The sequence below is a fragment of the Burkholderia sp. KL41 genome, from assembly GCF_057005415.2.
This window is the reverse complement of the sequence record NZ_CM174447.1, coordinates 1571048-1597077: the sequence shown is the minus strand read 5'-3', so window position 1 is coordinate 1597077 and position 26030 is coordinate 1571048. Positions and strand designations below refer to the sequence as shown.

The following is a 26030-nucleotide window of genomic DNA, read 5'->3' as shown; positions in this document are numbered from 1 at the left end:
ATTGCTTACACCAGTCGGAGCTTGGGCGGTTGTTGCTTGAGCATTTCAGCAGAGACATCACTCGAGAGCACCGACAAGCGCGTCAGCTTAAAGGTTAGTGCATTGATCTCGTCAACACTGACGCACAAGCTTTTCGCGATCTCACCTCGCCCTAACTTGTGACTCCGCAGGACGTCCAGTACTTTGGACAGCAACTGTGAGCCTTCACGCTCCATTGGTTCCGGCTCATTTGTACGGTAACCGTGCTTGGCTATTTCAATGCACAGATTGCGATAGTTCCATTCAGTGATCTGACCTACCGTGTTATAGCGGTAAGCAAGCGCGATCAATGAGACGCCCCAATAGTGCTTCAGCTTCATCAGGTACTTGATACTGAATACCGGAGGCCGGTTAGCAACAATGCTCTCCCTCGGCATAAGAAATGCAGCGGCGAATGCGTCCGCCTGGCGCTCCATTTCCAGGCCACGCGCCTCCCCATGTTGCAAGCTATAGACATCGCGGACCAGGTGCCCGAGTTCATGGGCTGCATCAAATCGACTGCGTTCGGCAGACTTCATCGTGTTGAGGAAGACGAATGGCCTGCCGTCATGCCATGTACAGAAGGCGTCCACCTCGCGCGCTTCTTCAGCCAGAGAAAAAATGCGGACCCCCTTGGACTCCAGCAGGTGAATCATGTTCGGGATGGGGGCATTGCCCAGTCCCCACATGCGGCGCAAGGTGGCAGCGGCCTCCTCGGGCCCAAGGTCACTAAGATCGGGCAGATCGGCTGAGGGGAGATTGAACCGCTCCTCCATCCACTCGTTGACCTTGAACGCAATCGCGCCCGCACTGAGTGCGCAGTTCTTCATGGCCTCAGTCATCCTTGAGAGTGAGCGAAAACTCGCCGCATGCTCGCCGATGACCGGCATGCGTTCTTCAATGAAAAAAAACTGCTGAGGAAAGTTCAGCAGTTTCCCCATTTTTTCCAGAGTCTCGGCGTCAGGAGTCGAAGTCCCAGTTTCGTAGTTCTGGATGCTTCGGCTTGTGACGCCAAGTTCTTTGGCCAATTGCGCCTTTGTCAGGCGTCTTCTAACCCGGGCAAACGTGATTTGCGAAGGGTTGACTTCTACCATGATGATTAATCAAAAAGTACCTGATTTGGGTTCGACATCGACGGTGGCAGGCGCATTCGGCGTATCCTCGCGAATTTCGAAATCCGTCGCGTTATTGGGAATGCTTCCCAGAATCAGCCGCTCGCCCCACTCGGTAATCTTTCTCTTGCCAAAGCCGGTAGGGTACGAAAGTTCGAACCGCACTTCGTTCAACGTCTTGTCGTAGTGGTACAGAAAGGCCCAGACCTGTGTTTCCTTCTGCCTCGCTTTCGCGAATTTAAATGCGTCTTGATTGAACAATTCCATCTGGCGATTGGAATGCACAAAACCTTGAACCACCACGCCTTTTTCGGCCTGGTTTGTGGGATCCTCAAAGCCCTCTTTGCCCGTTTCGCTGTTACCTGTCATTACCACAATGGAAACGGACTGATCCGGCGCACTGATGAACGGGCAGTTCTTTTCGTTGTGGATACGCCACTGCCTTTCACTCAGCAGAGTGCGCAGCACCTCAACCGTCTTCAGCCACTGCTGCACACCTGCAGCAGTAACCGCGGATGCGCGCGTCGTATCGTTGCGGGCGCCAAGCCCACCTTGAATAGCGTTGTACAGGAGGCTGACGGCTAGGTCAGCCGACAGCTCCTGCAGCCGTGCTTCCACGAGCGCCGGTTCGGTCACTGCCTTGGCCCGGGGCGCAAAGGCGTTCGAGTATGCCAATTTGAACTTGGATTTGGACACGCTGGCTCCTTGTCAGAGTTTCCGGAAAGTGTACCTCAAGTCGAGGCCGGAAAAGCGGAAATTTTCGCCAACGGAAAGAGGCCCCACGGGGGCGTGGTCTTAAGCCAGAAGGCCGCAAGGCGCGAACAATCCTGGCGAGCGCAAACAGGGCGCACGGGGCCCCGTTGCGGGATCGTGACCCAAGACGCTCGATGATCAGTCAACCGCCCGCGCGCAGAGCAACGCTCCCGCTTCCCAGCGTCGAGGGTCGCCGTCACCGCAGCCCGTCTCGGCTCAACTCTGTCCGTGATGCCGGATGAAACAATCGTTCATTTGCGATAAATACTCTTATCGCATGGAGCCTATGGGCGACCTAAACTGGATGCATGTGTACTGCCCCGACCTCCTCCGCACGGCCGGGCGACGGAAATTTCGCTGGGACAGCCCTGCCCGATCTCGCGTCGCTGGCCGCCCTGCGCGCCTGGCATGAAGGCCTCACCGCACGCGCGGCGGTCGCGCGCTACCTGCCGCACCGCAAGGCCGATGGACAATCGTCGCGTGGCCTCCTGGGCCGCATCCGTCGTCAGCTCGTCGCATGCGCGACGGCCCGCCAGCGCGACGACCTGATTCCACTGTTCACGCACCCGGCCGCGGACCGCACCCGCCATGCAGCGCAGGTCGTTGTCGCCCTCGACGTGCTGCGCACCACGCCCATTCCCGCACCGCAGCCAGCCGACCCCGTGAACCGGTGGCTGCCGCCGCGCACCGCCCGCGCCCTCGCCACCGCCCACATCAACTCCCTCGCCGACCTGCTCGTGCACCGGGCGCGGCGCAAGCGCTGGTGGCGGAACATTGCGGGCCTCGGCCGTCAGGGCGCGCAAAGCCTCGAGACTTTCCTGGCAGCCCATCAAGAGTTGGCCCAGCGCGTCGCCGCGCTCGTCGCCTACGAGGCCGACAGGGCTCGACTCGTCCCACTGTGGTCACTTGAGTCCCTGCCCGCGGCCCTCGATGGCTCACACGGCCGCTTCCGGGCCCCGCGCGACACCTGTGGCCTCGCCGCGACCAACGACTACCAGGCGATCGAGGCTTGGCTGACACTGCACGAATCGGCGCACACCGCACGTGCCTACCGGCGCGAGGCGGAGCGGCTGTTGCTGTGGGCGATCGTGGAACGGCGCGTCCCACTTTCATCGCTCACCACCGACGACGCGATCGCCTATCGCACCTTCTTGCGACATCCGACGCCCGCCGCGCGCTGGATCGGGCCGCCGTGCCCGCGCGCCACACCGGCCTGGCGCCCGTTTGCCGGGCACCTGACAACGCGCTCAACAGCCTATGCGCTGGCCGTCCTGCGCGCGCTCTTCGGGTGGTTGGTCGGCCAGCACTATGTCGTGCTCAATCCGTTTGCTGGGGTGACCGTCCGCGGCGGCGCAACGCGCGCGCCGTTCGATACCGGGCGGGCGTTGACTGACCGGGAGTGGCGGGTCGTGCGAACTGCAGCCGACCAGCTCGAGCGGACCGACTGGAGCGCCCCGGCTGCCGAGCGGCTGCGGTTTGTGCTCGACTTCGGCTACGCGACCGGCCTGCGCGTGCAGGAACTGGTGGCCGCAACGCTGGGCGACATCGCGACGGACGCCCGCGGTGCGCTATGGCTGCAGGTAACGGGAAAAGGGGCGAAATCGGGGCGCGTGGCCCTGCCGCCGCTCGCGCGGGACGCGCTTCGGCGCACGCTGAAGGCACGGGGTCTGCCGGTCACACGCCCCCGTTGGCAGCCATCCACCCCGTTGGTCGCCGACCTCAATGTGGTCCATCGTGCAGCACGCCCTGGCGGCACCCACATCAGTGCGGCGCGGTTGCGGCAGGTGTTAGGTGAGTTTTTTCGGGAGACCGCGGAGCGCGTGAACACGCGCCATCCGGCGCTGGCCGGCAAGCTGCGGCGGGCGAGCCCGCACTGGCTGCGCCATACGCACGCCACCCATGCCCTCGACGCCGGCGTCGAGCTGGTTGCGGTACGGGACAATCTTCGCCATGCATCGGTGGCCACCACGTCGACCTATCTTCACGGCGAAGAGGCAAAACGCGCGCGCCAGGTTAGTGCCGCCTTCCAGCGTCAGGCACGCCGATCACCTCGTCGAGACGCGTCCGGCGCGACCCGATAACCGCGCAAAACATCCGAATCCGGACGCGGCGTAGCTGGCAGGCACTGCTGAAACTTCAATTGAGGCGCACTTAACCATTATAGGCTTGCGCGTTTGCTCGAGCATCATGCAATGCGAGGTGCTCTCCGCCGTGGCGCGCATAGTAGGCCGCCCGCCGACCAGCGTCGATCCGCCCCTTAATGTCCTCAAGCGCCCAACCATCGGGCAACGCGCCATCCAATAGGGAGCGCAGCAGGCTTAAATCCGTGTCGAAGTCGTAGCACAGCACCGGCTGGGAGGTAGTCGGGACACCGTCGATCCATGTCCGCACCGCTTGACGAAATTGATCAAACGGCATCGCGCGTCCCTTGTGCCGGCCGAGTTGGGGCAGTACCACAGCTCGAACGAAGTCGCTACAGCGCGCTGCATCATAGTCCGTGCACTCGCCATAGAACTCGGATCCGTTTTCCCCAACGATGGCGAGACTAATGAGTTGGGGGGCCTCGAAATCCGTGAACTCGGTATCGACGAAGAAACGATTTCCCCAACTACTATGGCCGTTGGAAGGTACCGACCAAGTCGGTCCGTTGCGGAAGCGGGTATCTGTCATAGTTGCTCAACCAGGGCGCATTCATCAAATAGCACCTGGATTCCCGCCCTACCAGGAGTAGCGGAAGCCGCTCGCACGGCCTGTTCATCTGAACACAACGCACCACTCGGTCATTACGCAGGGCCCGAGTGCGACCGATGTGCTTGCCATACCCGCCTTCCGCGGGCGTGGCGCGTCGCGAATCCACTTGGCACGGAAAACTTTCGGCCCGTCACTGTCGTGAACTGCGTCACCGTCAGCAGTGTGCGATCGTCCTCGCTGAGTTCGGTCGCCCCAACTCGGATCTCGCTCAATGGATCCAGATACCAGTCATCTACCTGACGCGCGCGGCGCGTGCTCACGACTGCTGCTCCACGCAGCACATTACTACCGCCAAGAAACTGCTTCAACGATGCCGCTCCGGATGTGAGATCCGTCCAGATCACGCAGGGAACCCCACGCGCTCGCTTTTCAGACACTCGTAGAACCAGTAAGTCGCCAGGTGTCCACTGCTCCATCACAGCCCATACAGTTGCACCGGCCATCGCCGACTGAAGCGGTAGACGATTCCCATCCTGAATCAAAAACATATGCCTTGCAGCTAGAGAAACTGGCCGCCCCCAAGGAAAATGGGTCGTAAATGCCGTGGCCAAACGAGTATCATACCGCGACCATCATTGGATGCAAAGGGTATCTGGCAAACGGGACGACGCAGGACATCTGGCCGCGATTGGCGCGACGGTCCGCGCTCGCCGGCTGGAGTTTGGCGTCTCGCAGGAAGCCCTTGCCCTTCTCACAGGAATCGATCGAAGTCACATGGGCCGCATCGAAAGAGGCCAGCGCAATTTGACCATTCTCAACCTCATCCGAATCGCTGACGCGCTGAATATTTCGCCATCAAAGCTTCTGAAAAGCTCCGGCCTCTAAAGTAGTAGTGTTTTGCGCGCGGGCCACGACAACCTGAATTGCAGCACGTAGTTGCGAAGGCACGGTCGGATGGCAAATTCCATTATGTCAAATTAAAATGATCCAAATGGAATCCGCGAGCCGCTGCCGCTCTTTTCCGTAAAGCTGTTCCCGTTTCTATTGCAATTTGTTCCTGGCTGTCGGCCACGCTCGGACTTCGCTCTCACCCGTGGTTTATGCGCCGCAGTCGGCGCCAGGCGTCAGCCTGTTCATACCGCTCCGGTTCCGGTAGGGTGCGGGATCGCGCGGGACTTTGTCCATTGGGTCGGATGGCAACGAAACCGGGAGAGGCCGCTGTTCGGGCCGTTTCGGTTTCGTTGCTTCGCGGTTGCCGAGCAACCAGCCTTTTGCAATGACCTGACTGCGGTTCTATTCTGTTCTGATTGTGCGACCGCGCGCGGAGAGCAACATGCGTAAACCTGCGGAGCTTGCCGAAAAATTCTTTGGCGTCCCCTATGAATCACTGGACGAGCGCACGAAGAATGTTGCACATCTCATCTCGGAGCGAAAGCACGTCGCGAGAGACCCCACGAAAGAACTGGATGCAGCGGCAACGCGCGGCCAGCGCGCAGCGGATGCCGTTGCCGCCTTCGGCGGGTCGTGGATATTCATCACGTGCTTTGTCGTCGTCATGGTCGCCTGGGTCAGTCTGAATTCGCTGATTCTGGCAACGTACAGCAAGGCCTTCGATCCTTACCCGTATATCCTGCTCAACCTGTTTCTCTCGATGCTGGCAGCTATCCAGGCACCCATTATCCTGATGGCGCAGAACCGGCAGTCATACAAGGACCGGGTCTCTGCCGAACACGATTACGAAATCAATCTGAAGGCCGAACTCGAGATCATGTTGCTCCATGAAAAATTGGACGGGTTGCGCGAGGAGCAATGTACTGAATTGCTGAACATGCAGAAGGAACAAATGGCGGCGCTGAAGAACCTGCTCGAGTCTGGCAGGACGTGAGCAATGGGGTATCCGGGGCGCCAGCTTCGCGAAACGACGCGATCGAATGGCGAACGACGCGGCCCGGCCATCCATGGCGACTGCCGGTCGTTTCTTCCGATCGATCTGTTTGGGAGAATCGCCGTACAACGGGATATGAAAGGCGAACTTCGACACGGCGACGTGTGCGTTGCCGAGCCGCGGCATCGGTCATGATGAAGCGCACCGGAAGGACGCTGTTTTCATGTGACGCCCGCAGCCCTGACCTACCATCCTTCCCGTTGCCCTGCCCCATGCGGCCCCTGGTCATCGGAACGCCCGGAATGATTCATGTGGTCGCGCGAAGTGTCGCCTCGATTCCATCCGCTTTCGTGATTGCCGCCATACGCACCGCCATACCCCCCGTTTCGATCGCCGCGATAGCCCTCACCGGGTACCCAAAAGCATCCGGCAAGCACGGTCGCAATAGCCGCAAGACAGACGTAGACAGACGCACGCATGTTGCTCTCCTTGCCGGTCGGATCCAGGCACGTTGCTTCGTTTGATCGACCGGAGACGAATGACGGAATCATTCACCGCTGACGTGAACCACGTCGATGTGCGTGTACAGGTCACGCACGAACGAACGGATGGTTGCAGAGGACATCGTCCCGACAACGAGATGGCGTGTCTGTACGGTGAAGGACGCTTGCGGAGACGGACCGGTTGCGCGGCATCGACCGACATTCACCCGCACACGCTGCACGTGCCGCGAAGCCGAACGCGACGCGGGACAACGCGGATGTTGCGCCTTTGTACGCTGTCGTACCGCATCCGTGGCCGTCCTGACGTAGCCTCGAAAGCTCGGGCAACAATCAGGAGACGATGATGCTACGACGAACATTTCTATGGGGTACGCCGGGATCGATCCTGGCTGTTTCCCCTCGCGGTTTCAGGTTGCACGATGACCGGAACATCCGACGCCAGCGGCCACCAGACCGACAAACGCCACACCATCGATGCGGGCGTCGACTCGACCCTCGCACGTCTTTACTCCAGCGCCAACGGCTTACATGAACTTGTCGGTAAGGCGCGTGGCGTGCTGGTGTTCCCATCGGTCATCGCGGCCGGCTTCTGGATCGGCGGTCAGTACGGTGAAGGCTCGCTGCGCGTGGCCGGCAGCACCGTCGGGTACTACAGCACCACGACCGGCTCGATCGGGCTGCAGATCGGCGCACAATCGAAAGCCATCATTTTCCTGTTCATGACCGAGGACGCGCTTAATCGGTTCCGTAGCAGCGAAGGCTGGTCGGCAGGCGGCGACGCATCAGTTGCAGTCCTGAAAGTTGGTGCGAACGGCAATGTCGACACCATCACCGCGACCGCGCCGATCGAAGCATTCGTGCTGACGAACAGCGGGTTGATGGCGGGTGTGACGCTTGAAGGAACGAAGATCTCGAAGCTGAAGACACTGTAGTGCTCAGCGTGAGCCGGCAGACGCGGCGCCCTGAGGACGCGGCGGCGGATCTGAATTCGACTCGCCTGAACGGCGCGTAACCGTGCTCGTGTGGCACCTGTCCGGCAACGGAGCGGACGCGCGCGCGCTTCATCGCGGCTCATCCTTCCGCGGTCGACACCGCTCAGGCCTGCCGACCGCGATCGATTTCCCGTCAACTGCTCCGTGAAATATCGGTTCCGTATCGAGTGCGCGTGATTGCGCCCACCTTGATGAGACATGTGCCGGCACTATAATTTTTGATGCAGGATTCCCGCTCGAACGGTCTCCCGAACTCATCGAGAAAAGGGACATATTGCTGCCGCCATCCCGTCCGGTCGTCGGATCGGTAAAGTGTGAGGATTGGCCTCTCCCGCCGATTCCCACTGCGCCCCTAATGGCTGGATTCTTCATCGTCGCCCGAGCGCGAGCGCAGGAGCCACGCATGCAGGACAACCCGCCCGTCACCGAAAATCACCTGCTTGCCGCGCTGCCGGAAAACGAACGCGCTCACCTCGCCGCTTACCTGACGCTCGTCGACATGCCGTTGGGAAAGGTGCTGTACGAGTCGGGCGGCCAGCTTCATCACGTCTATTTTCCGACCACGTCGATCGTGTCGCTGCTGTACGTGATGGAGGACGGCTCGTCTGCGGAAATCGCGATCGTCGGGCATGAGGGCATGATCGGTGTGTCGCTGTTCATGGGCGGCGAAACGACGCCGAGTCGCGCCGTCGTGCAAAGCGCTGGGCAGGCCTACCGGCTCGACGCGAGCGTCCTGAAAGAAGAATTCAGGCGTGGCAATGCGATGCAACGCCTGTTGTTGCGCTATACGCAGGCGCTCATCACGCAGATGGCGCAGACCGCGGTGTGCAACCGCCATCATTCCATCGATCAGCAGCTGTGCCGCTGGCTGCTGCTCAGTCTCGACCGCCTGCCGTCGAACCAGTTGCGCATGACGCAGGAACTGATCGCCAACATGCTGGGCGTGCGGCGGTCGGGCGTGACGGAGGCTGCATTGAAGCTGCAGGACGCGGGCCTCATCCGCTACAACTACGGCCATATCGAAGTGCTGGACCGACCCGGGCTCGAAACGCGCGTGTGCGAATGCTATGCGGTGGTCAAACGCGAATTCGATCGCCTGCTTCCCGATCTGAAGAGACTCTAGCCGCCACTGAGCCGCATCGTGCCGGCCTTCCCCGCAACTGCACTCGATGCCCGAGAAGGCCCGGAAGCGGCCGATCGACACCTTGCCGCCAACCTCGCCTCATCCGACGACCCAGTACGGCGCCCGATTGTAGTACTGGTGAAGCGACAATCCCCACTGCGATTGCGTCATCACCGGCCAATGCTCGTCGTCGAAGCCAGGGGTGCTTTTGACATGCGCGGCGGTCACGTCCAGGTGGAAACATTTGTCACCGACATCGTATTTCATCGCACTCCACGGAATGGCACAAAGCATCTCGCCCATGCCGCCGCTGGACGCTACCGCGTAGGCAATTTTGCCGTGGTGCAAATCGAGCACGATGTCGAACACGTTGCCGATATCCTCACCGTCCGACGCGATGATCTTGCTGCCCCTCAGGACATCGGCGGTCGTCACCATATGACCGGGTTCATCGCCAGCATCGCGTTCGACGAGCTTGCCCCCGTTGCCGTCATCCCCGGATCGGTCGGGGGTGTGGAGCATCCTCATGATGTCCTCCTTGGACAAGTTCCGGGAATATCCGTCTCGTACACGGCCTCGACATCGAAAGCGGCACTCGACGCACGAGGAAACGCTGCGCGCACCGGCATTGGAAGTCGGTACGGTTCCGTACCCGAGCACCTCGGGAATATTGGCTCGCCGACGCTCCGACCGATTCCGCCACGCTTATCGATATCGCCGAATACCGGCGACGACTCGATCCTTCGTAGTCTCGCAGGGCGCTGCCCCTGCGCTAGCGGTGCTTGATGTGCAACGACTTCCGGTGATGCTTTCGATGGGCCGGGCGGGAGATCATCCTCGTGACACCACCGATCGACGGCGGATCGCTGGCGGGGAACGTCCCCTCCACCGCCTCGTCGACATTGCGCTCGCTCTTGCCACCGTTCGTATGCTGCTCTCGATACCTGCTGCGCATAACCGCCTCCGTGGAGTTGATGGTCGGATCGGGCCGGATTCATCTGGCCCACCAGCGTGAAACGCCTCCGGTCACGATGCCAGCATAGGCCCGATTGGAATATTCCGCCCGGTGCGAGCGTGATCCGCCGGACATCGCGAAACGGCCACGTACACCGGCAAACCGTCCGGCATCGGACAGACTGAGCCCGCGCATCCCGCGTATAGCTGGGCTACCGGGCCGAAATTCGCCGCCGACCGGATGCGTCGCGGTACGTCGACTTCTTCCCAATTTTTCACCAGGATCCGCCACGACACTCGTTCTTCTCGCTCTCCCCCGACAGATTGCCGGCGAGTTCTCCGTGGCGGCGACAGTCGCCCTCGGCGCGGCCGTCTTCCCCTCACTCTCGAATGCCCGCGGCTCCGCACCGGATCAAGCACCGCCCCACATCATGCCCGTGGCGGCGCAAAGGTCGATCGACGGGCGCATCAACAGCCTGCACCAGCGGCTTGGCATCACGCCTGGCCAGGAATCGCTGTGGCAGCCGGTGGCGCAGGTGATGCGCGACAACGCGAACGCGATGGAATCGCTCAGGAAGGCACGTAGCGATCACGCGAACGACATGAGCGCGATGGGCGATCTTCATTCCTATGGCGAAGTCACCAACGTGCACGCAGATGGCGTCAAAAAGCTGACCACGGCGTTTCAGCCGCTTTACGACAAGATGTCCGATACGTAAAAGCAGAACGCGAATGCGATTTTCCGCGGCAACGGTCGCCACCTGATCAAGGAGCAATAGTTCCGGACCTTCTGCCGATACCGACTGTCGATGACAGCCGCTGACCGGCAGATTTCGGATCGTACACGGGAGAACATGATGGACGTTTCTGCCGGACACGCACGTCGAAACACGGTGGCGCCGAGATCAGGCACGCGGCTCGTCGGCATGATCGTTGCGTTCGGCTGCCTTGTCGTTGCACCGCAGTTGCATGCGGAGAGAATGAATCACGGCTGGGACAAGGGCAATCACGCGCGCATGACGCATCAGGGCGGTCGCTACTACGACCATCACCGGCATGGAGGCGACGGCTATTACGATGGCGAGGATGACGCTTATGCCGCGCCTCCGATGGTTTACGAGCCGGCACCGGCGCCCGGCGTCTCGCTGTTCATCCCGCTGCGGCTGCGTTGACGTACGAATCCAGTCCGGCGGACGGGTACACCTGGCGGCACGTGGATGTGGCGATCCTCACTGCTTCGTGATCCTGATGACGAAGCTGGCGAGGAGGTGTCGCGACATGCCGGGAGGGGCGGTTCGCGCCCGTGCGCGCATTGTACGGTTTCGTACCGCATCGGGCATTCGTCGCGTGTAGCGTCTCAATCATGCCGGCCACCCGAGGGGACGCGCTTGGCAGGCATCGCTCCGCATCGGCGGGCGAACGGCTGGATACCACTGCACGGCAGGCAGGTCAGCCGGATCACCGAAGTGCCGGGCATCGCTCTGACGAGGACATCATGTTGCGAAGCATCCGAAGGTTGCACGGAGACACGGTTCGAGCGAAGGACGGCGATATCGGGCACATTAACCAGGCCTACTTCGACGACGACAACTGGTGTATTCGCTACCTCGTCGTCGAGACGGGCGACTGGCTGCACGACAGACGGGTTCTAATCTCGCCATATTCCGTAACACATCCCGAATTCCGCACGCTATATGTCAGTCTGTCGCAAGAGCAGGTGAGAGACAGCCCGAATCTGGACACGCACAAGCCGGTATCGCGCCAGCACGAGATCGAGTACCTGCGTTACTACAACTACCCGACTTACTGGGGCGGCCCGAACCTTTGGGGGATGGGTGCTTACCCGGCTTTCGATCCGGCCGGACCGTCGCAGGATCTCGATGCCGGCGACCCGCTGTTCTCGCACGGCGCGCCGGCCAGTGCGCCGGCGGATACGCATTTGCGCAGCACCGGCGAGGTCGACGGATATCGGCTCGAAGCCACGGACGGACATATCGGTCACGTGTCCGACTTCATTTACGACGATGAAGCCTGGGTGATCCGCTATCTGGCGATCGACACGTCGAGCTGGTGGTCGACCGGCAAGGAAGTCCTGATCGCGACGCACTGGCTTGACCAGGTGGAATGGCATACGGAAACGGTGTCGGCCACGCTCACGCGCGACGCGATCCGCCGCAGCCCTCCCTACGACGACTCGCAGCTCGTGCATCGAAGCTACGAAATCGAGTTGCACGAATTCTACGGCAAGCACGGCTACTGGCCCCGAGACCGATAACGCGGACGACGGGCCGTCAACGCAACCACCATCCCGTTTGGGATGTTGCGTGACCGAACGCCAAGGAGCAGTTGCATGACCTCAACCGATTTCCCGTCAATCCAAGGGGCGGCACTCGATGCGCTCTGCATCAATACGCTGCGCTTCCTGTCGATCGATGCCGTGCAGAAAGCGGCGAGCGGCCATCCAGGCCTGCCGCTCGGCGCCGCGCCGATGGCCTATGCGCTATGGATGCGTCATCTCAAGCATCACCCGGCCAATCCGGCATGGTTCGATCGCGATCGCTTCATCCTGTCGGCCGGACATGGATCGATGCTGTTGTACAGCCTGCTCCACCTCACCGGCTACGACCTGCCGCTCGATCAGATCGGCCGCTTCCGGCAATCGGGCAGCCTCACGCCCGGCCATCCGGAGCGCGGCCTCACTCCGGGTGTCGAGACGACGACCGGCCCGCTCGGCCAGGGTTTCGCCAACGCCGTCGGCATGGCGATGGCGGAAACGCAGCTCGCCGCGTGCTACAACCGTCCCGGCTTCGAGATCGTGGATCACCGCACCTACGCACTCGTCAGCGACGGCGACCTGATGGAAGGCGTCGCGGCGGAAGCGGCATCGCTTGCCGGCCATCTCCAGCTCGGCAAGCTGATCTGCCTGTACGACGATAATCGCGTCACGCTGTCCGCCGGCACCGCGATCACCTTCACCGAAGATCGCGCACAACGGTTCGACGCCTACGGCTGGCATACCGAAACGGTCGAAGACGGCAACGACCTGGCCGCCATCGATGCGGCGCTGGTCAACGCACGCGCCGAGCAGCGACGTCCGTCGTTGATCCTCGTGCGCACGCATCTCGGCTATGGCTCGCCCAACCGGCAAGACACGTACCAGGCTCACGGATCGCCACTCGGCGATGCCGAGGTGCGCCTGACCAAGCACAACCTCGGCTGGCCGCCCGATCCCGCGTTTCATATTCCCCCACCGGCGCTCGCGCATTTTCGCCGGGCGCTGGCGGAGGGGCGAGTACGGGAAGAGCAGTGGAACGCGCGGTTCGAGGCCTATACGCGCGCGTTCCCCGAGCTGGCTCGGATGCTGCTGAACACTGTGCACGGCAAGCTGCCCGACGGTTGGGACCGCGATATCCCGGTCTTTCCGGCCGATCCGAAAGGCATGGCGACGCGGGTCGCATCCGGCAAGGTGTTGAACGCCCTCGCCTCCCGCGTCCCGTCGCTGGTCGGCGGCTCCGCCGACCTAAACCCCTCCACCTTCACCGCGCTAATCGGGCTCGGCGATTTCGAGGCCGCCGGCGTGAACGCGCTCGACCGACAAGGGTCCGACGGCGGCGGCTGGAGCCGTAGCGGCCGCAATCTGCATTTCGGCGTGCGCGAGCATGCGATGGGCGCGATCCTGAACGGCTTGGCGGCCCACGGCGGCATCCGGCCATTCGGCGCGACCTTTCTGATCTTTTCCGACTACATGCGTCCGCCGATCCGGCTCGCCGCATTGATGCGTCTGCAGGTGATCTACGTGTTCACGCACGACAGTCTCGCCGTCGGCGAGGACGGTGCGACACATCAGCCGATGGAGCAGCTTGCCGGACTGCGTGCGGTCCCGGGCCTGCTGGTGATTCGACCGGCCGATGCCAATGAAACCGCCGTCGCGTGGCGTGTGGCGCTCGAAGCGCGGGAGCGACCGACTGCGCTGGTACTGACCCGCCAGGACGTGCCGACCATCGATCGCCTCCGGTTCGCGCCGGCCGAGGGCTTGCGGCGTGGCGGCTACGTCTTGGCCGATGCTCCCGATGGCCACCCCACGCTGATCCTGATCGCGACGGGCTCGGAAGTCACGCTCGCGCTGGCGGCACAAGTCGAATTGCTCGCGCGCGGCGTAGCGGTTCGGGTGGTGTCGCTGCCCTGTTGGAGATTATTCGACGCTCAGCCCCAGCCATATCAGGACGCCGTACTGCCGAAGTCGGTCGGCGCGCGGCTGGCGATCGAAGCGGGTGTGTCACAAGGCTGGCACCGCTATGTCGGCGATCGTGGCGACGTACTCGGCATCGCGGGTTTCGGCGCGTCGGCGCCGGGCGCCGAGCTGATGCGAGATTTCGGCTTCACGGTCGAGAACGTCTGCGATCACGCACTGAAACTGCTCGCCTGATCCGTGGACGGCCCGTACGCGTATCAACCGTTCGGGCCGCAGCTGGCATGGCACATACCGGCTTCGAGTACCGCGTCGACCATCGACTGGGCATCGGGCACGATGCGCCACGTGATCCGCTCCGCTCTCCTGTATGAGGCACTGGCGCATTCTCGTTCGCGCACGGGCCGTGACTGCCGGCATGCGCGTGGCGGACGGCGGGCGCCGGGACCTTCCACAACCAACCGAACGCGCGAAGCGCCGCCCATTCCGCCACCCGCCATGCTCAAGCGGTGGCGGGCTTGCCGGCTCGGCGCTCGAGCATGAGAATAAGGGCGATGATGCTGACGAAATGCATGCGTTCAGATGGCGTCGGACTGCCGTGTTCGAGAATCGATTCCAGCCTAATTCGCCAGAGTGCCCATGGCGCAGGCTCACCGGGGGCGACGCGTGCAATGAGTCGTTCGAGTGAACGGAGGTCTTCCTCGATTGCTGTGTGGGCCATGGCAATGCTCCGGTTGTCGTGAGGAACGGCGGACAGTCTATGCCGAAGCACTGCGCCGCTCTGCCCGCTACCGTACATCGCATGCGCGCGGGGCACTTCCCGGCAGCGACGGCCGCAATGCAGGCGCCTGGCGCGATACTGTGCGACGGGCGCGGGGGCATCGGCGCCCCGTCCGGCGCGAGCCGTCCCGTGCGTGCCGCGCACCACCCTCCACGACGCCGCATGGCGACCTGCGGCCGACACGCGGCGAGCACAACGTGATCCATGCGAGGTATGCAAAGTGACCGAAACGATCGGATGCCTCATCTTCGGAGCCCTGCTGATTTTCATGGGACTCATCGGATCGTCGCTTAAGCGCCTGCCGCTGAGTGCGGCCATGGTGTATCTCGGGATCGGCTTTCTGGTCGGACCGGCCGGCACCGGCTTCCTGTCGCTGAAATTGCCGGACGACGTCACGAACTTGCGCATTGCTGCCGAAATCGGCTTGCTGATCTCGCTGTTCGCGATCGGCCTGAGGCTGCGTGTCCCGCCCGCCGATCCCCGCTGGATGCTGCCGCTGCGGCTCGGCGTCGTCGCAATGATCTTCACCGTGGCGTCGATCGCCGCGCTCGGCGTGCTGGTGCTGAATTTGAATCTCGGTGTCGCGGTACTTCTCGGCGCGATGATCGCGCCGACCGACCCCGTGCTCGCTCATGACGTCGGCGTGCGCGACGCGGGTGACGTCGAGCTGGTACGTTTTTCGTTGTCCGCCGAAGGTGGGATCAACGACGGCACGGCCTACCCGTGCGCGGTACTCGGCATGCTTTTGTGCGGTTCCGGCACGACGTCGGCGGTTCACTGGAGCATGGTCGGCGGCATTGCATGGGGTATCGCGTCTGGTGCGGGCGCAGGCTGGCTGCTCGGCTTCGTCACGGCCCGGCTCGTCGCATTCCTGCGCAGCCGTCACGGCCAGGCGCTCGGCCTCGAAGGGTTCTTCGCGCTCGGCCTGATCATGCTGTCGTACGGTATGGCGCTCGCCATTCATGGCTACGGGTTCCTGGCCGTGTTCGCGGCGGGCGTCGCGATGCGGCGCGTCGAACATCGAACGAGCGGCCAGAAGACGTCGAAGGAGACGGTCGGCGTCGTGAACAGCGAGGATGTCGAAGCCACCGCCACCGATCCCGACAAAGCCCATGCCTTCGTCGCGGAATCGGTCATGGGATTCACAATCGAGCTTGAACACATCGTCGAAGCCGTCCTGATCCTGCTGATCGGCGCGCTCGTCTCACGGTATTGGGCTGACATGCTCACCTGGGCGGGCGCGGCCGTGGTCGCGACACTGCTGTTCGTCATCCGGCCGGCCGCCACCCAGCTTGCGCTGATCGGCTCCCGGGCGTCGCACCACCAGCGCCGGCTGATCAGCTGGTTCGGCATTCGCGGCGTGGGTTCCCTGTATTACCTGATGCTGGCCATCGAGCAAGAGCCGCGCGCGCAACTGTTGCCGCTGGTTCCGTGGGTACTGGCCATCATCGCCGTGTCGATCGTGCTGCACGGCATTTCAGCCGCGCCGCTGATGCGTCGTTATGCGTGAGACCCAGGACGGGCGTAGTGACGCGATGCGTGGGCATCGATGGCCTCGCCGAATGCAATCGAACCGATGTTTCCGTCGATACGCTCCCGAGCGATTCCACGTCGACGCGCGCACGCGCTGTTCGTCGCCGGTCGCGTCGAAACTCGCGGTGTCGCCTCTCGAATGTCGGAGTTCCCCGGACGGAAGTCGTCCTGCTTCTTCATGCAGGGCTCGTGCGCGATGCACCCGGTTCGGGACGTGCATCGACTCTTTCGATATCAAGGTAGGCGGACGCGGGCGTGGAGTATGTCCGGCGACGTACCGGACGCACGGCACCGCGCGACGGATCGACCTGTCGACACCGACGAGCCGACGATCGTGGGTACCACCTGCGAAGTTCGTCACCTGCTTTTTCGGGTGACGGGACCCGGTTCAGTGGAGATGCCCTCCGAACAAACCGAGCAACCCGATGACGATCAGGTAGATCGCAACGATGTAATTCAACAGCCGTGGCACGACGAGAATCAGAATGCCGGCGATCAGCGAAACCAGTGGGCCCGCGCTCGTGAGGATGTGCATATGCCCTCCGCAAGATTGAAAACGACAGATGGATACGAATCCGCGCTGCCTCCGATGCTCGTTACAGCGACTTGACCCAGGCGACACGCGGGCTCTTGGCGGTCGCGCAAGAGCGCGCAAGGAGCGAGCCGACGCCGGCGGCGGTGATGTGGCATTCGTCGATCTGGCGGCCGCTCGCGTCGGATGTGCCGGTCGTCGTGCATCCCTGCACCACGACGCAGATAGCAAGACGCGATCCCTGCGTACCTCATGTAAGTGTTTTTCGCTGCATGATTCGCCTCAGGCAGTTCGTGGATATCCCCGACGCTACACACTGGCGAACGTGAATGCGGTACGAAAGCGTACCAAGCATGTAAAAACAGACAACCACCCTTCGCAGCGATCGACCCGGGAGCCGCCCGCATACACCTGCTCGCGTGGCGGTGCCGGTTCACGTACGGCATCGTACCGACTTCCGTCACGAACGCGCTCAACCTGTATTCCGGCATCCTGATTGTCGCGCGCCGAAGCACCAGTACGACGCTTCGATGGTTCAGGATTTCGTACCGGTGAAACATGCGATCCATGTCAAGGAGCAAGATGATGAACAGGGATCAGATGAGAGGCCGCATCGCGGAAGCGAAGGGCAAACTGAAGGAAATGGTCGGCAGAATCATGGGAAATCGATCGACCAGGATGCAGGGCAAGGTCGAACAGGTCATCGGAAAGACGCAAGCGTCATTCGGTGACGCGAAGGAGCAACTCAGGAAGCGGCCGTAGGATGCTCACGCGAACGGTTCGGTTCTATCGCACCGCGCGATCGGGCAACGTGACGCGAATTCACCGGATGTTGACGGCGCGTGCAGGCAACATCCGGCGCTACCCGCTTCCCGACCGACCTTCAAGATATCGCAATGCGTCGAGGGTGGTCGCTGTGCACGTCGGCAAGCGGCTTGTGCTGCGCGTCTCCCACGCCGGGAAAGAACGTGTCCCACGCGTCCCGGACACCTTTCGCCGCGGTCGCATCTGCGGTCGCATCCACTGCAAGCGTCTCCTGGTCGCTCGACTTGGCCGGATCGGAACACAAGCCTCGCCAGCGCGTAAAGGTGAGCATCGGCTTTTCCGTCCATTCGCCGTCGCCGAACTTCGCAAACGCCGTGTCTCCGCTCACCAGTCGAACCTCATACCATCCGTCGCGCACAGGCGCATATTGGTCCAGCGTAAACCATCGTGTAGATTGGATTTTCATCGTTGCCTCATGGGTCCATGGATCGTTGTACAGGAAAAACCCGGTCGACGCGTGCGCGCTAATCGGCGCACCGATTCAGCCACAGCCGGCCTGCGGCGGTCATGTTGATCGAACCGCCGGTGCGCGACTCGTATGCAAGCCCGTGAGTCAACAGTTCATCGGCTATGACGCGTGGAATATCGGCTTGTGAATCGGGAATCCGATCAAGCGATTTGAGGGTCTCGACAACCTCGGGTGAAAGTGGGATGCACATGGCGGCCTCCTCGGTATTGACTTTATGTTGAACCGAGCGACACGCGCGGGTCTGTACGGTATCGACTATTTGGACGCAGGTTTTGCGGCACCTCGCTGACGCCAGATGATCAACCTGAATCGACAATATGATTCGGTATCCGATATTTTTATTGCGCAACCGGTTTTGAACGCGCACACTACAGAGACCTGCCGGTTCGTTGTCAAGGCATCGGCGCCCTCGAATCCTTCGGCGCCAACGGTCGCTCTGTCAGGAGCACATCATGACCATTCCCACTCTCGAATATCGCGGCCGTGAACTCCGCGTCTATTCACAAATGCTTTTCCCGCCGTTCGGCGATCCCCACGCCCCCGGTCCGAAACGTTTCGGTTCAATCGTACGCATCGACACGATTCCGTCGACCTCGGCAACGGCGCCGCGTTACTCGACCATTTTCGAGCATGGCGCTCCGCAAACGGCGGCGCTCGCCCTCGATCTGGCGATGCAATTCGGCAAGGACATCGTCGACGGCAGAATCGCCCCTACGGCGATCTGATCCATCCGCCGCATCGGACTCGATGCGGCGTCTCGCGACGCGAGCACATCTCACTCAGGAGCGATCCATGAAATATTACTCAAGCACCTCGATCGACCGGCGCGATGACGCGACCCGGAAAAAACAGCGGGACGATCTCGCGCGTGCCGATGTCGAACGCGCCGAAAAGCGCATCCGTCAGGATGCCGGCATCAACTCCAATGCGAGCAAGTGGCGTTATTTGCGCCCCGACAATCGGGCGAGATGAGCGACGGATGCGCCACGCGCCGTGGCACACCGGTCCCGCACCGCAGGTCGCGGGCGGGCCGGGATCACGCATACCGGCGCAGGTGTATCGAGAATTCGGCGATAGCGTCGATGCCGCTCTGCTCCGCGCAGCGGCACCAATCCTGTAACTGAGCCAGCAATTGCTCGTGCGACGCGTGTGGCCACGTCCATAGCTCGAGCAACGCGTCGTAAATATCCACGTACACGCGTATTCGCCGGTTGGCATTGGGGCTCGTCAGCACGCGCAGGTCGGGCTTGTTCCGATGGCCCCAGGCCTGGCGCAGCCAGTGTTTCATGCCGAGCGCGAACGCGCGCTTGTCGTCTCGACTCATGTCCTCGACGCGGCGCAGTTCCCGCCGGCAGGCGGACTCGAGCGTGCGCGCAAAGGCGGCCATCACCGCATGCCGGTTGCGGATGACCGCTTGCAGCGTCGCGTCGTCGGCGACTGCCTTGACCGGGAGCAGGCGCGGCTGCGTTGCGACTCGCCGAACGGTCGCCAGCCGCAATGCCGCCAGCAGGCGGATGTACGCCCAGCCGATATCGAACTCGAACCAGCGATTCGACAGCCTGGCGGACGTCACGTACGCGTGATGATTGTTGTGCAGCTCTTCGCCGCCGATCAGGATGCCCTGCGGGAAAAGGTTGGTACTCGCATCGGGTGTCGCGAAATTCCGATAGCCGCTGAAATGGCCTAAGCCATTGATCACGCCACCGGCCCAGAACGGAATCCATATCATCTGGATCGCCCACGCCGCCACGCCGGGCAACCCGAACAGCCCGACGTCGATCACGACCAGCAGCCCGACGCCGAGATTCGGATAGCGGGCATAGACGTGGCGTTCGAGCCAGTCGTCCGGCGTCCCCGATCCGTATCTGCGCGCCGTTTCCTCGTTCCGCACTTCCGCACGGTACAGTTCCGCGCCGCGCAGCAGCACGGTCGCGAGGCCGCGGGTTCGCGGGCTATGCGGATCGTCCGGGGTCTCGCTCCGCGCGTGATGCTTGCGATGCACCGCGACCCATTGCGAGGTCAGCATGCCGGTCGTCAACCACAGCCAGAACCGGAAGAAGTGACTGATGCACGGGTGCAGATCCAGCGCCCGGTGCGCCTGGCAGCGGTGCAGGTACACGGTCACGCTGATGATGGTGACATGCGTGAGCACGAACACGACCCACGCAAGCTGCAACCAGGACAGCCTCAGTTCGCCGTTCAGAAGAAATGCCGACATTCCGTTCGCACTCCGCGCCACACTGGTATCCGCGCACGCTTCGCCGTGACGACGCGTGCGCGTGCCGATTCCCTGCCCTTCGACGAGCCTCCTATTTCCCGACCTGATTGCCGACAACCCCTCCGACGACGGCACCGCCAACGGTGCCCAACGCACTGCCGCCCGTCAGGACCGCACCGGCGACGCCGCCGACACCCGCCCCGATCACGGTATCCGTTCCGCGGTGGGACATGTCGCCGCAACCCGCCAGTACGATCATCGTTATGGTGACTATCGCCGTCCCGACCGGCACGGAATGTAGCTTTCTCATGATCATCTCCTCGGGTCGCCGCTACGCTGTCCGATCCCGCACGGCGCGCGGCCCCCCCCTGGGCTGACGTCCCGATGAAATTCGAGACGTCGAATCACGATGGGGGGTAAATCGCGCGAAGTCCGTCCGCTAACGTACCGGACTGGATGCCGGCCGACCGTCTCACGGAAGCGCCGCTTGCACCGCGCCCGGCGCCAAAGCCGGCGTTGACCTGACTTCCTTGTAGTCGACATCGCGCGGCGAACAGCTCCCTGAGCCTTGCCGATCACGGCCGTCCCTGGCTCGTCAGGAAATCGGGCTTATTTTCAGCTACCGTACCGTCAAGCTGCGAACGACGAGATACGATAGTGAATCCCGCTCACTCCCCGCTGCGCTCGAAGCGACCAGACAACGCCATCGCGCCAGATGCGAGCCTAGGAACCACGCATGCCAGACATCCCCCCCCATCACTGAAAATCACCTGCTTGCCGCACTGCCGGAGAACGAGCTTGCACGCATCATCCCGAACCTGACGATCGTCGACATGCCGCTCGGGAAAGTGCTGTACGAATCGGGCGGCCAGCTTCATCACGTCTATTTTCCGACCACGACGATCGTGTCGCTGCTGTACGTGATGGAGGATGGCTCGTCTGCGGAAATCGCGATCGTCGGGCATGAGGGCATGATCGGCGTGTCGCTGTTCATGGGTGGTGAAACAACGCCGAGTCGCGCCGTCGTGCAAAGCGCTGGGCAGGCCTACCGGCTCGACGCGAGCGTCCTGAAAGAAGAATTCCGGCGCGGCAACTCGATGCAGCGTCTGTTGTTGCGCTATACGCAGGCGCTCATCACGCAGATGGCGCAGACCGCGGTATGCAACCGTCATCACTCGATCGATCAGCAGCTGTGTCGCTGGCTGCTGCTCAGCCTCGACCGTCTGCCATCGAACCAGTTGCGCATGACGCAGGAGCTGATCGCCAACATGCTGGGCGTGCGCAGGTCGGGCGTGACGGAAGCGGCATTGAAACTGCAGGACGCTGGCCTCATCCGCTACAACTACGGCCATATCGAGGTGCTGGACCGACCCGGGCTCGAAAAGCGTGTGTGCGAATGCTACAGCGTGGTCAAACGCGAATTCGATCGCCTGCTTCCTGACCTGAAGCGGCTCTAGGAATCCGTCAGCAACGGCGCTGGCCGACACTGCGCGGCATCGTACCGACTTCTTCGTCCGGCCCGGTCATCCTGTATTCGACACGCGTGCGTCGTCGATGCCGATACGCCCGCGCAAGGCGAATTCACGGGAGCAGGCAGATGAACGACCGCAAGCAGAAAGACGACGCTGTCGGGCAGCAACGCCGTAAATACGAGCAGGACAATGCAACGGACGACGGTATGCCCGCCGCGCCCGAAGTGCCGACGCATACGTGCCCGACCGAGCAAGAACGATTGCGGACCGCGAAGCAACGGATCGCCGATTCGAGAAAGCGCTGGGGTATGGCCTATCCGCCGAATTGAGCACGCACTGTGATCATGATACGGCGTTGCTCCCGACACAGGCGGAGCATGACATTCGCGCTCCGCGTTGTCGTGCGCGCGTCCCGCAGGCTACGTCGCCGACGTTCCGGCATCGGGCCTACTGGCACAGGCGGATCAAGAATTCGGCAATGGCCTTGATCCGCGCTGTTCCGTTCGGGTCACGATTCCATGCCAGTAGCCCTGCAAACGTCCGGCGAACTTTTGCAGGGCGGCCATCCCGCTTTCCCGAGCCTGTTCGAATCATTGCCTCCCAAGCCTTTTTCGCCCAGGCCGGCTTGCGGTAGAACTTTGCCGCGACGCGATACAGATCAATGATGATTTCTGCTTGCGGGCACTGTGCCTTGATCCCCAGCTCATAGGCCGTAGTCATGTCGATGGTGACCGTTTCGATGCGCGCGGCGATGCCTTCAGGCAACTGTTCGATGCAGGTTCGAAACGTGTCGCGCGAGCCATCCATCCCCCCCAACCCACAGCACTCACCGGCCAATCGGATCGGCCATTCCCCACGCTTTAACCAATAACTCGCCCAGCAACCCGGCGCCTGAAGTGCCTAGGGTCGAGTAATTATCTTTCCCGCTCCCTTTAAGGTCAGGCGTCAGATTACGCAATCGCCCTCAAGCCCTCCACGATTTTCCGCGAAGCATCTTGATGAAGGGCGGTAAAGTGATCGAGAAAGATTGCCTTTTCAAGTTCGATTGAAGGCGGCATCGTACGGATGCCCTGCCCGCTAGACGCGCCGGTCACACTAACTTGCGGAAGATGGCGTCGAATTTGTTTCTGGAAAAGCAACGGCCGGAAAGTTCATCCGCGAACCGGTTATCCTGGAACCACTGGATCAAGCAGTGCCACTGGCGCATCGATTCGACGGCGATCATGCGATAGGGAACCCCGGAGTCATTCCGGACGGCGATCTGCATGCGGGGAAGCGACGCCCACAGGCGGACGGTCTCGATCGAAAGCCCCGCCACGATTTCCGCGTCGAACGTCGCGAGGCTCGCGCCGGCGAGGATGCGGCTTTTCGTGGCGACGAGCGGCAGCACGGCCTGGTCGGGGATCACGCCGGCGACATCCGATGGCGATGCGAGCAGACCCTCATCACAAGCCAGTGCCGTTCGTTTACAACGAAAGGCGTGCCCTCGGTCCAGCACACGATGACGTAACCGTTCGAATGCGCGAGGTATCGCAAGCGTCTGCCGCTACCGCCATCCACGCGATCCCTGCAATCGAATGCTGGCTTCCTGACGGTAGTGGGCAAATCGTCGGGATTGAGTCTGTCGTGCACAACGGCAAATGTGCCCTTTTCCAGAATGAGGGCCGCACGCTCGCCATTCGCCCGACAGCGCTTCAATTCGGCGAGCGCCAGTCCGGCCAGACTCTGCGGACCGAACGTCTGCGCCAGTCGGGCAGCCAGTGCTTCGATATTCATGTCGCCGCTCCCCCAGCAATCGCTTAGCCACCCTTCGATGGATGGCTTAATCATCATCAATCGGTATGCCGATCGATCCGTCTGAGTGCTTGAGCAGTCTAGTATCGTGCGAACAATTCTTCTGTCCGCTACCGTGCCCGGGATTTGCCGCCGAGCGCAGCACGCGGCCGCGCGGCGTGGAATAGCCGGTCAACAGATTGCGGGCGGTGCAGCCGGTTCAGGTGGGCTGCCGTCGGGCTCATCAACGAGCATCCGGAGAATTTGCTGCAGTTGCCGCGCGCATCGGCGAGCATCCTCGGGGGCATTTGCATCGATCGCCTCGAGCAGGCTAACGAATGCAATGAGGAAGGAATCGGAGACGGGCGTCTCACGCGCATGCTCGCGCAGATAAGCGCTATAACTGAAAACGCGCTGGATGAATTCGATCTGGTGAGCGGCAAATTCGTCATCGCCCACGGAAGGTGGCACAACGGCGAGAACACTGTCGGACAACGAAGGAGGAAGACGGATGTAAGACGGGCGATCACTCATGCGGATCTCGTGAAACGCACGAGCGCGGCGTGAATGCCCGAAGCACGGACGCTGTTTCACGACGGAAGGCGCCTATGCTATAAGTGTCTCTAGGATTTGACATACCAACGCTCATCGTATTTTTTCATCGACCAGGCGTGGTGTCAAATCAATTTGACACCAAACTTAACTATCGATCGATGCGATTTGATTGGAGCAAGCTGTTCGACGAACTGAAGCGCGAGGGGCAGTTCGGCAGCGATGCGCAACTGGCCGACAGCCTGGGGCTTACGCGCGCGCAAATCTCGGCATGGCGCACCGGCAAAAGCGATCTCGGCATCCTGACCAAGATCAAGATCCTCGATGCACTGGGTCACGACACGTTGCGTACGTCGCTGTCGAGCTTGCTGCCCGAGAAAAACCGGGAAACACAGGCAGCACAGCATGCAAAGCTTCTTGCGCGCATCGACCGAATCCGATCGGGAGTAGGCGTCGTGCCCGCAGAGCGGGACGACGCGGCCGACTCGCCCGTAGTAGCGAACAATCTTCTCGGCGAATTGCCCATGGACGAGCGCAAGCGCATCGAGCCCCATCTGTCGTGGGTCGCGCTGCCGCTCGGGCATGTGGTGTATGAACCGGGCGATCACCTGAGCCACGTCTACCTGCCGACGACGGCGATCATTTCGATGCTGTACGTGATGGAAAACGGTTCGTCCGCGGAAATTGCCGTGGTCGGACGCGACGGGCTGCTTGGCGTCGCGCTGTTCATGGGCGGTGAAACGATGCCGAACCGGGCCATCGTCCAGAGCGCGGGCGAAGCGTTCCGCCTGAGCGGACAGATCGTGAAAGAGGAATTCGCGCGCGGCGGTGCATTGCAGCGCGTGTTTCTGCGCTACACGCAGGCGCTCATCACCCAGATGGCGCAGACGGCCGTGTGCAATCGCCATCACTCGATCGCGCAGCAATTCTGCCGTTGGCTGCTGCTGAGCCTTGACCGGCTGGATTCGCGCAACGTGCGGATGACGCAGGAACTGATTGCCGACATGCTCGGCGTGCGCAGAGCCAGCGTGACGGAAACCGCAAAACGGCTTCAGGAAGAAGGCATCATCCGTTATTCGCGCGGATTGATTGAAGTCGTCGATCGCAGCGCCCTCGAGCGGCGCGTGTGCGAATGCTACATGGTAGTCAAGAAGGAAAGCGACCGGCTGCTGTCGCAAAAGTAGGTACTGCCTGGGCTGCGTCCCGCCATCGACATAACACGGATGCCTGCCGAACACGTTTCTCAGCCAGTCGATGTCCATGCTGTCCCAATTGCCCATGTACCGGGTCTTCCGAAAACGCCCGATCTATTTCCCGACCTGATTGCCGACCACCCCGCCGACGGCCGCGCCGCCCACCGTGCCCAATGCACTGCCGCCCGTCAGTACCGCGCCGGCGACGCCGCCGACACCCGCCCCGATCACGGTGTCCGTTCCACGGTGAGACATCCCACCGCAACCTGCCAGCACGACAATCGTCATGGTGACTATCGCCATCTCGAGTGCCACGGAATCTAGCTTTCTCATGATCATCTCCTTTGGGGTGCCGCGGCGCCGTCTGATCCGGCACGGCGTACGGAGGCCCATGCGCTGACATCTCGATGAAATTCGGGACATCGGTTCATGATGGCCGGTCGATCGCGCGCAGTCGGTCCG

The 26030-nt window shown here is 62.0% G+C and carries 30 protein-coding genes and 2 pseudogenes; 16 read left to right on the top strand and 16 right to left on the bottom strand.

All coding sequences use genetic code 11. The annotated features are described in order from the left end of the window. Positions 1 to 5 precede the first annotated feature (5 nt). Together PQB87_RS24655 and PQB87_RS24650 are read right to left on the bottom strand one after the other, a co-directional pair. A complete protein-coding gene (locus PQB87_RS24655) occupies positions 6 to 1112 on the bottom strand; it encodes an ImmA/IrrE family metallo-endopeptidase (protein ID WP_489244102.1) in 1107 nt (368 codons plus the stop codon). Between the two features lie 9 nt (positions 1113 to 1121). Then, positions 1122 to 1826 (bottom strand): hypothetical protein, encoded by a 705-nt coding sequence (locus PQB87_RS24650; RefSeq protein WP_489244100.1) that lies wholly within the window; start codon positions 1824 to 1826, stop codon positions 1122 to 1124. A gap of 365 nt (positions 1827 to 2191) precedes the next feature. Between PQB87_RS24650 and PQB87_RS24645 the strand changes: the two genes are divergently transcribed. Continuing rightward, positions 2192 to 3964, top strand: coding sequence for a site-specific integrase (locus tag PQB87_RS24645; protein WP_080322612.1), 1773 nt, complete (start codon positions 2192 to 2194; stop codon positions 3962 to 3964). 70 nt (positions 3965 to 4034) lie between these two features. Here the strand turns inward: PQB87_RS24645 and PQB87_RS24640 are convergent, their stop codons facing one another. After that, entirely contained in the window at positions 4035 to 4553 is a 519-nt protein-coding gene (locus tag PQB87_RS24640) for a 3'-5' exonuclease family protein (protein ID WP_489244098.1), read from the bottom strand. Positions 4554 to 5213: 660 nt separating this feature from the next. Here PQB87_RS24640 and PQB87_RS24635 point away from each other — a divergent pair. The 4 genes and pseudogenes from PQB87_RS24635 to PQB87_RS24620 all read left to right on the top strand — a co-directional run bounded on the left by PQB87_RS24635 (position 5214) and on the right by PQB87_RS24620 (position 9077). Then, positions 5214 to 5459 (top strand): helix-turn-helix domain-containing protein, encoded by a 246-nt coding sequence (locus tag PQB87_RS24635; protein ID WP_041492845.1) that lies wholly within the window; start codon positions 5214 to 5216, stop codon positions 5457 to 5459. Between the two features lie 448 nt (positions 5460 to 5907). Next, positions 5908 to 6459 (top strand): DUF1003 domain-containing protein, encoded by a 552-nt coding sequence (locus PQB87_RS24630; protein ID WP_234743373.1) that lies wholly within the window; start codon positions 5908 to 5910, stop codon positions 6457 to 6459. 846 nt (positions 6460 to 7305) lie between these two features. After that, positions 7306 to 7894, top strand: a pseudogene (locus PQB87_RS24625) (BPSL1445 family SYLF domain-containing lipoprotein). Between the two features lie 463 nt (positions 7895 to 8357). Next, a complete protein-coding gene (locus tag PQB87_RS24620) occupies positions 8358 to 9077 on the top strand; it encodes a Crp/Fnr family transcriptional regulator (RefSeq protein WP_489244096.1) in 720 nt (239 codons plus the stop codon). 99 nt (positions 9078 to 9176) lie between these two features. On the opposite strand, the gene PQB87_RS24615 is transcribed toward PQB87_RS24620, so the two are convergent. Beyond that, positions 9177 to 9605 (bottom strand): PRC-barrel domain-containing protein, encoded by a 429-nt coding sequence (locus tag PQB87_RS24615; protein WP_027792673.1) that lies wholly within the window; start codon positions 9603 to 9605, stop codon positions 9177 to 9179. Between the two features lie 244 nt (positions 9606 to 9849). Further along, entirely contained in the window at positions 9850 to 10032 is a 183-nt protein-coding gene (locus PQB87_RS24610; protein WP_011548865.1) for a hypothetical protein, read from the bottom strand. A 340-nt stretch (positions 10033 to 10372) separates the two neighbouring features. Between PQB87_RS24610 and PQB87_RS24605 the strand changes: the two genes are divergently transcribed. From PQB87_RS24605 to tkt, 4 genes are all read left to right on the top strand, one after another. Further along, positions 10373 to 10750, top strand: coding sequence for a Spy/CpxP family protein refolding chaperone (locus PQB87_RS24605; protein ID WP_011548864.1), 378 nt, complete (start codon positions 10373 to 10375; stop codon positions 10748 to 10750). A gap of 90 nt (positions 10751 to 10840) precedes the next feature. After that, positions 10841 to 11203, top strand: a complete 363-nt coding sequence (locus PQB87_RS24600; protein ID WP_502291564.1) for a hypothetical protein — start codon at positions 10841 to 10843, stop codon at positions 11201 to 11203. Positions 11204 to 11526: 323 nt separating this feature from the next. After that, the gene (locus PQB87_RS24595) at positions 11527 to 12306 is read left to right on the top strand and encodes a PRC-barrel domain-containing protein (protein WP_011694893.1); all 780 of its coding nucleotides are present in this window, start codon (positions 11527 to 11529) and stop codon (positions 12304 to 12306) included. 75 nt (positions 12307 to 12381) lie between these two features. Continuing rightward, positions 12382 to 14457, top strand: a complete 2076-nt coding sequence (tkt, locus tag PQB87_RS24590) for a transketolase (protein ID WP_011548861.1) — start codon at positions 12382 to 12384, stop codon at positions 14455 to 14457. 265 nt (positions 14458 to 14722) lie between these two features. On the opposite strand, the gene PQB87_RS24585 is transcribed toward tkt, so the two are convergent. Beyond that, positions 14723 to 14941: a hypothetical protein gene (locus PQB87_RS24585; protein ID WP_079999368.1), complete on the bottom strand. Its 219-nt coding sequence runs from the start codon at positions 14939 to 14941 to the stop codon at positions 14723 to 14725. Positions 14942 to 15221: 280 nt separating this feature from the next. Here PQB87_RS24585 and PQB87_RS24580 point away from each other — a divergent pair, with 280 nt between their 5' ends. Next, a complete protein-coding gene (locus PQB87_RS24580) occupies positions 15222 to 16511 on the top strand; it encodes a cation:proton antiporter (RefSeq protein ID WP_489244277.1) in 1290 nt (429 codons plus the stop codon). Positions 16512 to 16922: 411 nt separating this feature from the next. Here PQB87_RS24580 and PQB87_RS24575 read toward each other — a convergent pair whose 3' ends face one another. After that, on the bottom strand, positions 16923 to 17069 hold the full coding sequence (locus PQB87_RS24575; RefSeq protein ID WP_006413561.1) for a DUF3096 domain-containing protein: 147 nt from the start codon (positions 17067 to 17069) through the stop codon (positions 16923 to 16925). 582 nt (positions 17070 to 17651) lie between these two features. Between PQB87_RS24575 and PQB87_RS24570 the strand changes: the two genes are divergently transcribed. Beyond that, complete coding sequence (locus PQB87_RS24570) at positions 17652 to 17828, top strand: CsbD family protein (protein WP_027792671.1); 177 nt, start codon at positions 17652 to 17654, stop codon at positions 17826 to 17828. Positions 17829 to 17949: 121 nt separating this feature from the next. On the opposite strand, the gene PQB87_RS24565 is transcribed toward PQB87_RS24570, so the two are convergent. Both PQB87_RS24565 and PQB87_RS24560 read right to left on the bottom strand, forming a co-directional pair. Further along, complete coding sequence (locus tag PQB87_RS24565) at positions 17950 to 18297, bottom strand: hypothetical protein (protein WP_011548858.1); 348 nt, start codon at positions 18295 to 18297, stop codon at positions 17950 to 17952. A gap of 58 nt (positions 18298 to 18355) precedes the next feature. Next, positions 18356 to 18550, bottom strand: coding sequence for a hypothetical protein (locus PQB87_RS24560; RefSeq protein WP_034196223.1), 195 nt, complete (start codon positions 18548 to 18550; stop codon positions 18356 to 18358). Positions 18551 to 18812: 262 nt separating this feature from the next. Here PQB87_RS24560 and PQB87_RS24555 point away from each other — a divergent pair, with 262 nt between their 5' ends. Continuing rightward, positions 18813 to 19085 (top strand): hypothetical protein, encoded by a 273-nt coding sequence (locus tag PQB87_RS24555; RefSeq protein ID WP_006413577.1) that lies wholly within the window; start codon positions 18813 to 18815, stop codon positions 19083 to 19085. Positions 19086 to 19152: 67 nt separating this feature from the next. Further along, positions 19153 to 19332 (top strand): hypothetical protein, encoded by a 180-nt coding sequence (locus PQB87_RS24550; protein ID WP_006413543.1) that lies wholly within the window; start codon positions 19153 to 19155, stop codon positions 19330 to 19332. A gap of 64 nt (positions 19333 to 19396) precedes the next feature. On the opposite strand, the gene PQB87_RS24545 is transcribed toward PQB87_RS24550, so the two are convergent. Beyond that, positions 19397 to 20578 (bottom strand): DesA family fatty acid desaturase, encoded by a 1182-nt coding sequence (locus PQB87_RS24545; RefSeq protein ID WP_489244091.1) that lies wholly within the window; start codon positions 20576 to 20578, stop codon positions 19397 to 19399. A 91-nt stretch (positions 20579 to 20669) separates the two neighbouring features. Continuing rightward, positions 20670 to 20888, bottom strand: coding sequence for a YMGG-like glycine zipper-containing protein (locus PQB87_RS24540; RefSeq protein WP_041489508.1), 219 nt, complete (start codon positions 20886 to 20888; stop codon positions 20670 to 20672). 445 nt (positions 20889 to 21333) lie between these two features. Here PQB87_RS24540 and PQB87_RS24535 point away from each other — a divergent pair, with 445 nt between their 5' ends. Together PQB87_RS24535 and PQB87_RS24530 are read left to right on the top strand one after the other, a co-directional pair. Next, positions 21334 to 22035, top strand: coding sequence for a Crp/Fnr family transcriptional regulator (locus PQB87_RS24535; RefSeq protein WP_272543436.1), 702 nt, complete (start codon positions 21334 to 21336; stop codon positions 22033 to 22035). A gap of 140 nt (positions 22036 to 22175) precedes the next feature. Then, positions 22176 to 22379: a hypothetical protein gene (locus tag PQB87_RS24530; protein ID WP_006413539.1), complete on the top strand. Its 204-nt coding sequence runs from the start codon at positions 22176 to 22178 to the stop codon at positions 22377 to 22379. A gap of 174 nt (positions 22380 to 22553) precedes the next feature. Here PQB87_RS24530 and PQB87_RS24525 read toward each other — a convergent pair. From PQB87_RS24525 to PQB87_RS24510, 4 genes and pseudogenes are all read right to left on the bottom strand, one after another. Next, positions 22554 to 22900 (bottom strand): annotated as a pseudogene (locus PQB87_RS24525) (transposase); the annotation flags it as partial. Positions 22901 to 23140: 240 nt separating this feature from the next. Beyond that, entirely contained in the window at positions 23141 to 23458 is a 318-nt protein-coding gene (locus tag PQB87_RS24520; protein WP_226153369.1) for a hypothetical protein, read from the bottom strand. Next, on the bottom strand, positions 23455 to 23826 hold the full coding sequence (locus tag PQB87_RS24515; protein ID WP_127479540.1) for a hypothetical protein: 372 nt from the start codon (positions 23824 to 23826) through the stop codon (positions 23455 to 23457). The genes PQB87_RS24520 and PQB87_RS24515 overlap by 4 nt, the downstream gene beginning before the upstream one ends. A 189-nt stretch (positions 23827 to 24015) precedes the next feature. Continuing rightward, positions 24016 to 24357, bottom strand: coding sequence for a hypothetical protein (locus PQB87_RS24510; RefSeq protein WP_153259979.1), 342 nt, complete (start codon positions 24355 to 24357; stop codon positions 24016 to 24018). A 140-nt stretch (positions 24358 to 24497) separates the two neighbouring features. On the opposite strand from PQB87_RS24510, the gene PQB87_RS24505 reads away from it, so the two are divergent. Continuing rightward, entirely contained in the window at positions 24498 to 25559 is a 1062-nt protein-coding gene (locus tag PQB87_RS24505) for a helix-turn-helix domain-containing protein (RefSeq protein ID WP_226153370.1), read from the top strand. Between the two features lie 123 nt (positions 25560 to 25682). Here PQB87_RS24505 and PQB87_RS24500 read toward each other — a convergent pair whose 3' ends face one another. Continuing rightward, entirely contained in the window at positions 25683 to 25901 is a 219-nt protein-coding gene (locus PQB87_RS24500; RefSeq protein ID WP_041489507.1) for a YMGG-like glycine zipper-containing protein, read from the bottom strand. Between the last annotated feature and the right edge of the window lie 129 nt (positions 25902 to 26030).

What these genes read in the sequence shown, in the direction of transcription:
- PQB87_RS24655 (WP_489244102.1), bottom strand. Translation starts at nt 1,112, where the DNA reads ATGGTAGAAGTCAACCCTTCGCAAATCACGTTTGCCCGGGTTAGAAGA.
- PQB87_RS24645 (WP_080322612.1), top strand. Translation starts at nt 2,192, where the DNA reads ATGTGTACTGCCCCGACCTCCTCCGCACGGCCGGGCGACGGAAATTTC.
- PQB87_RS24640 (WP_489244098.1), bottom strand. Translation starts at nt 4,553, where the DNA reads ATGACAGATACCCGCTTCCGCAACGGACCGACTTGGTCGGTACCTTCC.
- PQB87_RS24635 (WP_041492845.1), top strand. Translation starts at nt 5,214, where the DNA reads ATGCAAAGGGTATCTGGCAAACGGGACGACGCAGGACATCTGGCCGCG.
- PQB87_RS24630 (WP_234743373.1), top strand. Translation starts at nt 5,908, where the DNA reads ATGCGTAAACCTGCGGAGCTTGCCGAAAAATTCTTTGGCGTCCCCTAT.
- PQB87_RS24620 (WP_489244096.1), top strand. Translation starts at nt 8,358, where the DNA reads ATGCAGGACAACCCGCCCGTCACCGAAAATCACCTGCTTGCCGCGCTG.
- PQB87_RS24615 (WP_027792673.1), bottom strand. Translation starts at nt 9,605, where the DNA reads ATGAGGATGCTCCACACCCCCGACCGATCCGGGGATGACGGCAACGGG.
- PQB87_RS24610 (WP_011548865.1), bottom strand. Translation starts at nt 10,032, where the DNA reads ATGCGCAGCAGGTATCGAGAGCAGCATACGAACGGTGGCAAGAGCGAG.
- PQB87_RS24600 (WP_502291564.1), top strand. Translation starts at nt 10,841, where the DNA reads ATGACAGCCGCTGACCGGCAGATTTCGGATCGTACACGGGAGAACATG.
- PQB87_RS24595 (WP_011694893.1), top strand. Translation starts at nt 11,527, where the DNA reads ATGTTGCGAAGCATCCGAAGGTTGCACGGAGACACGGTTCGAGCGAAG.
- tkt (WP_011548861.1), top strand. Translation starts at nt 12,382, where the DNA reads ATGACCTCAACCGATTTCCCGTCAATCCAAGGGGCGGCACTCGATGCG.
- PQB87_RS24585 (WP_079999368.1), bottom strand. Translation starts at nt 14,941, where the DNA reads ATGGCCCACACAGCAATCGAGGAAGACCTCCGTTCACTCGAACGACTC.
- PQB87_RS24575 (WP_006413561.1), bottom strand. Translation starts at nt 17,069, where the DNA reads ATGCACATCCTCACGAGCGCGGGCCCACTGGTTTCGCTGATCGCCGGC.
- PQB87_RS24570 (WP_027792671.1), top strand. Translation starts at nt 17,652, where the DNA reads ATGAACAGGGATCAGATGAGAGGCCGCATCGCGGAAGCGAAGGGCAAA.
- PQB87_RS24565 (WP_011548858.1), bottom strand. Translation starts at nt 18,297, where the DNA reads ATGAAAATCCAATCTACACGATGGTTTACGCTGGACCAATATGCGCCT.
- PQB87_RS24560 (WP_034196223.1), bottom strand. Translation starts at nt 18,550, where the DNA reads ATGTGCATCCCACTTTCACCCGAGGTTGTCGAGACCCTCAAATCGCTT.
- PQB87_RS24555 (WP_006413577.1), top strand. Translation starts at nt 18,813, where the DNA reads ATGACCATTCCCACTCTCGAATATCGCGGCCGTGAACTCCGCGTCTAT.
- PQB87_RS24550 (WP_006413543.1), top strand. Translation starts at nt 19,153, where the DNA reads ATGAAATATTACTCAAGCACCTCGATCGACCGGCGCGATGACGCGACC.
- PQB87_RS24545 (WP_489244091.1), bottom strand. Translation starts at nt 20,578, where the DNA reads ATGTCGGCATTTCTTCTGAACGGCGAACTGAGGCTGTCCTGGTTGCAG.
- PQB87_RS24540 (WP_041489508.1), bottom strand. Translation starts at nt 20,888, where the DNA reads ATGAGAAAGCTACATTCCGTGCCGGTCGGGACGGCGATAGTCACCATA.
- PQB87_RS24530 (WP_006413539.1), top strand. Translation starts at nt 22,176, where the DNA reads ATGAACGACCGCAAGCAGAAAGACGACGCTGTCGGGCAGCAACGCCGT.
- PQB87_RS24515 (WP_127479540.1), bottom strand. Translation starts at nt 23,826, where the DNA reads ATGAATATCGAAGCACTGGCTGCCCGACTGGCGCAGACGTTCGGTCCG.
- PQB87_RS24510 (WP_153259979.1), bottom strand. Translation starts at nt 24,357, where the DNA reads ATGAGTGATCGCCCGTCTTACATCCGTCTTCCTCCTTCGTTGTCCGAC.
- PQB87_RS24500 (WP_041489507.1), bottom strand. Translation starts at nt 25,901, where the DNA reads ATGAGAAAGCTAGATTCCGTGGCACTCGAGATGGCGATAGTCACCATG.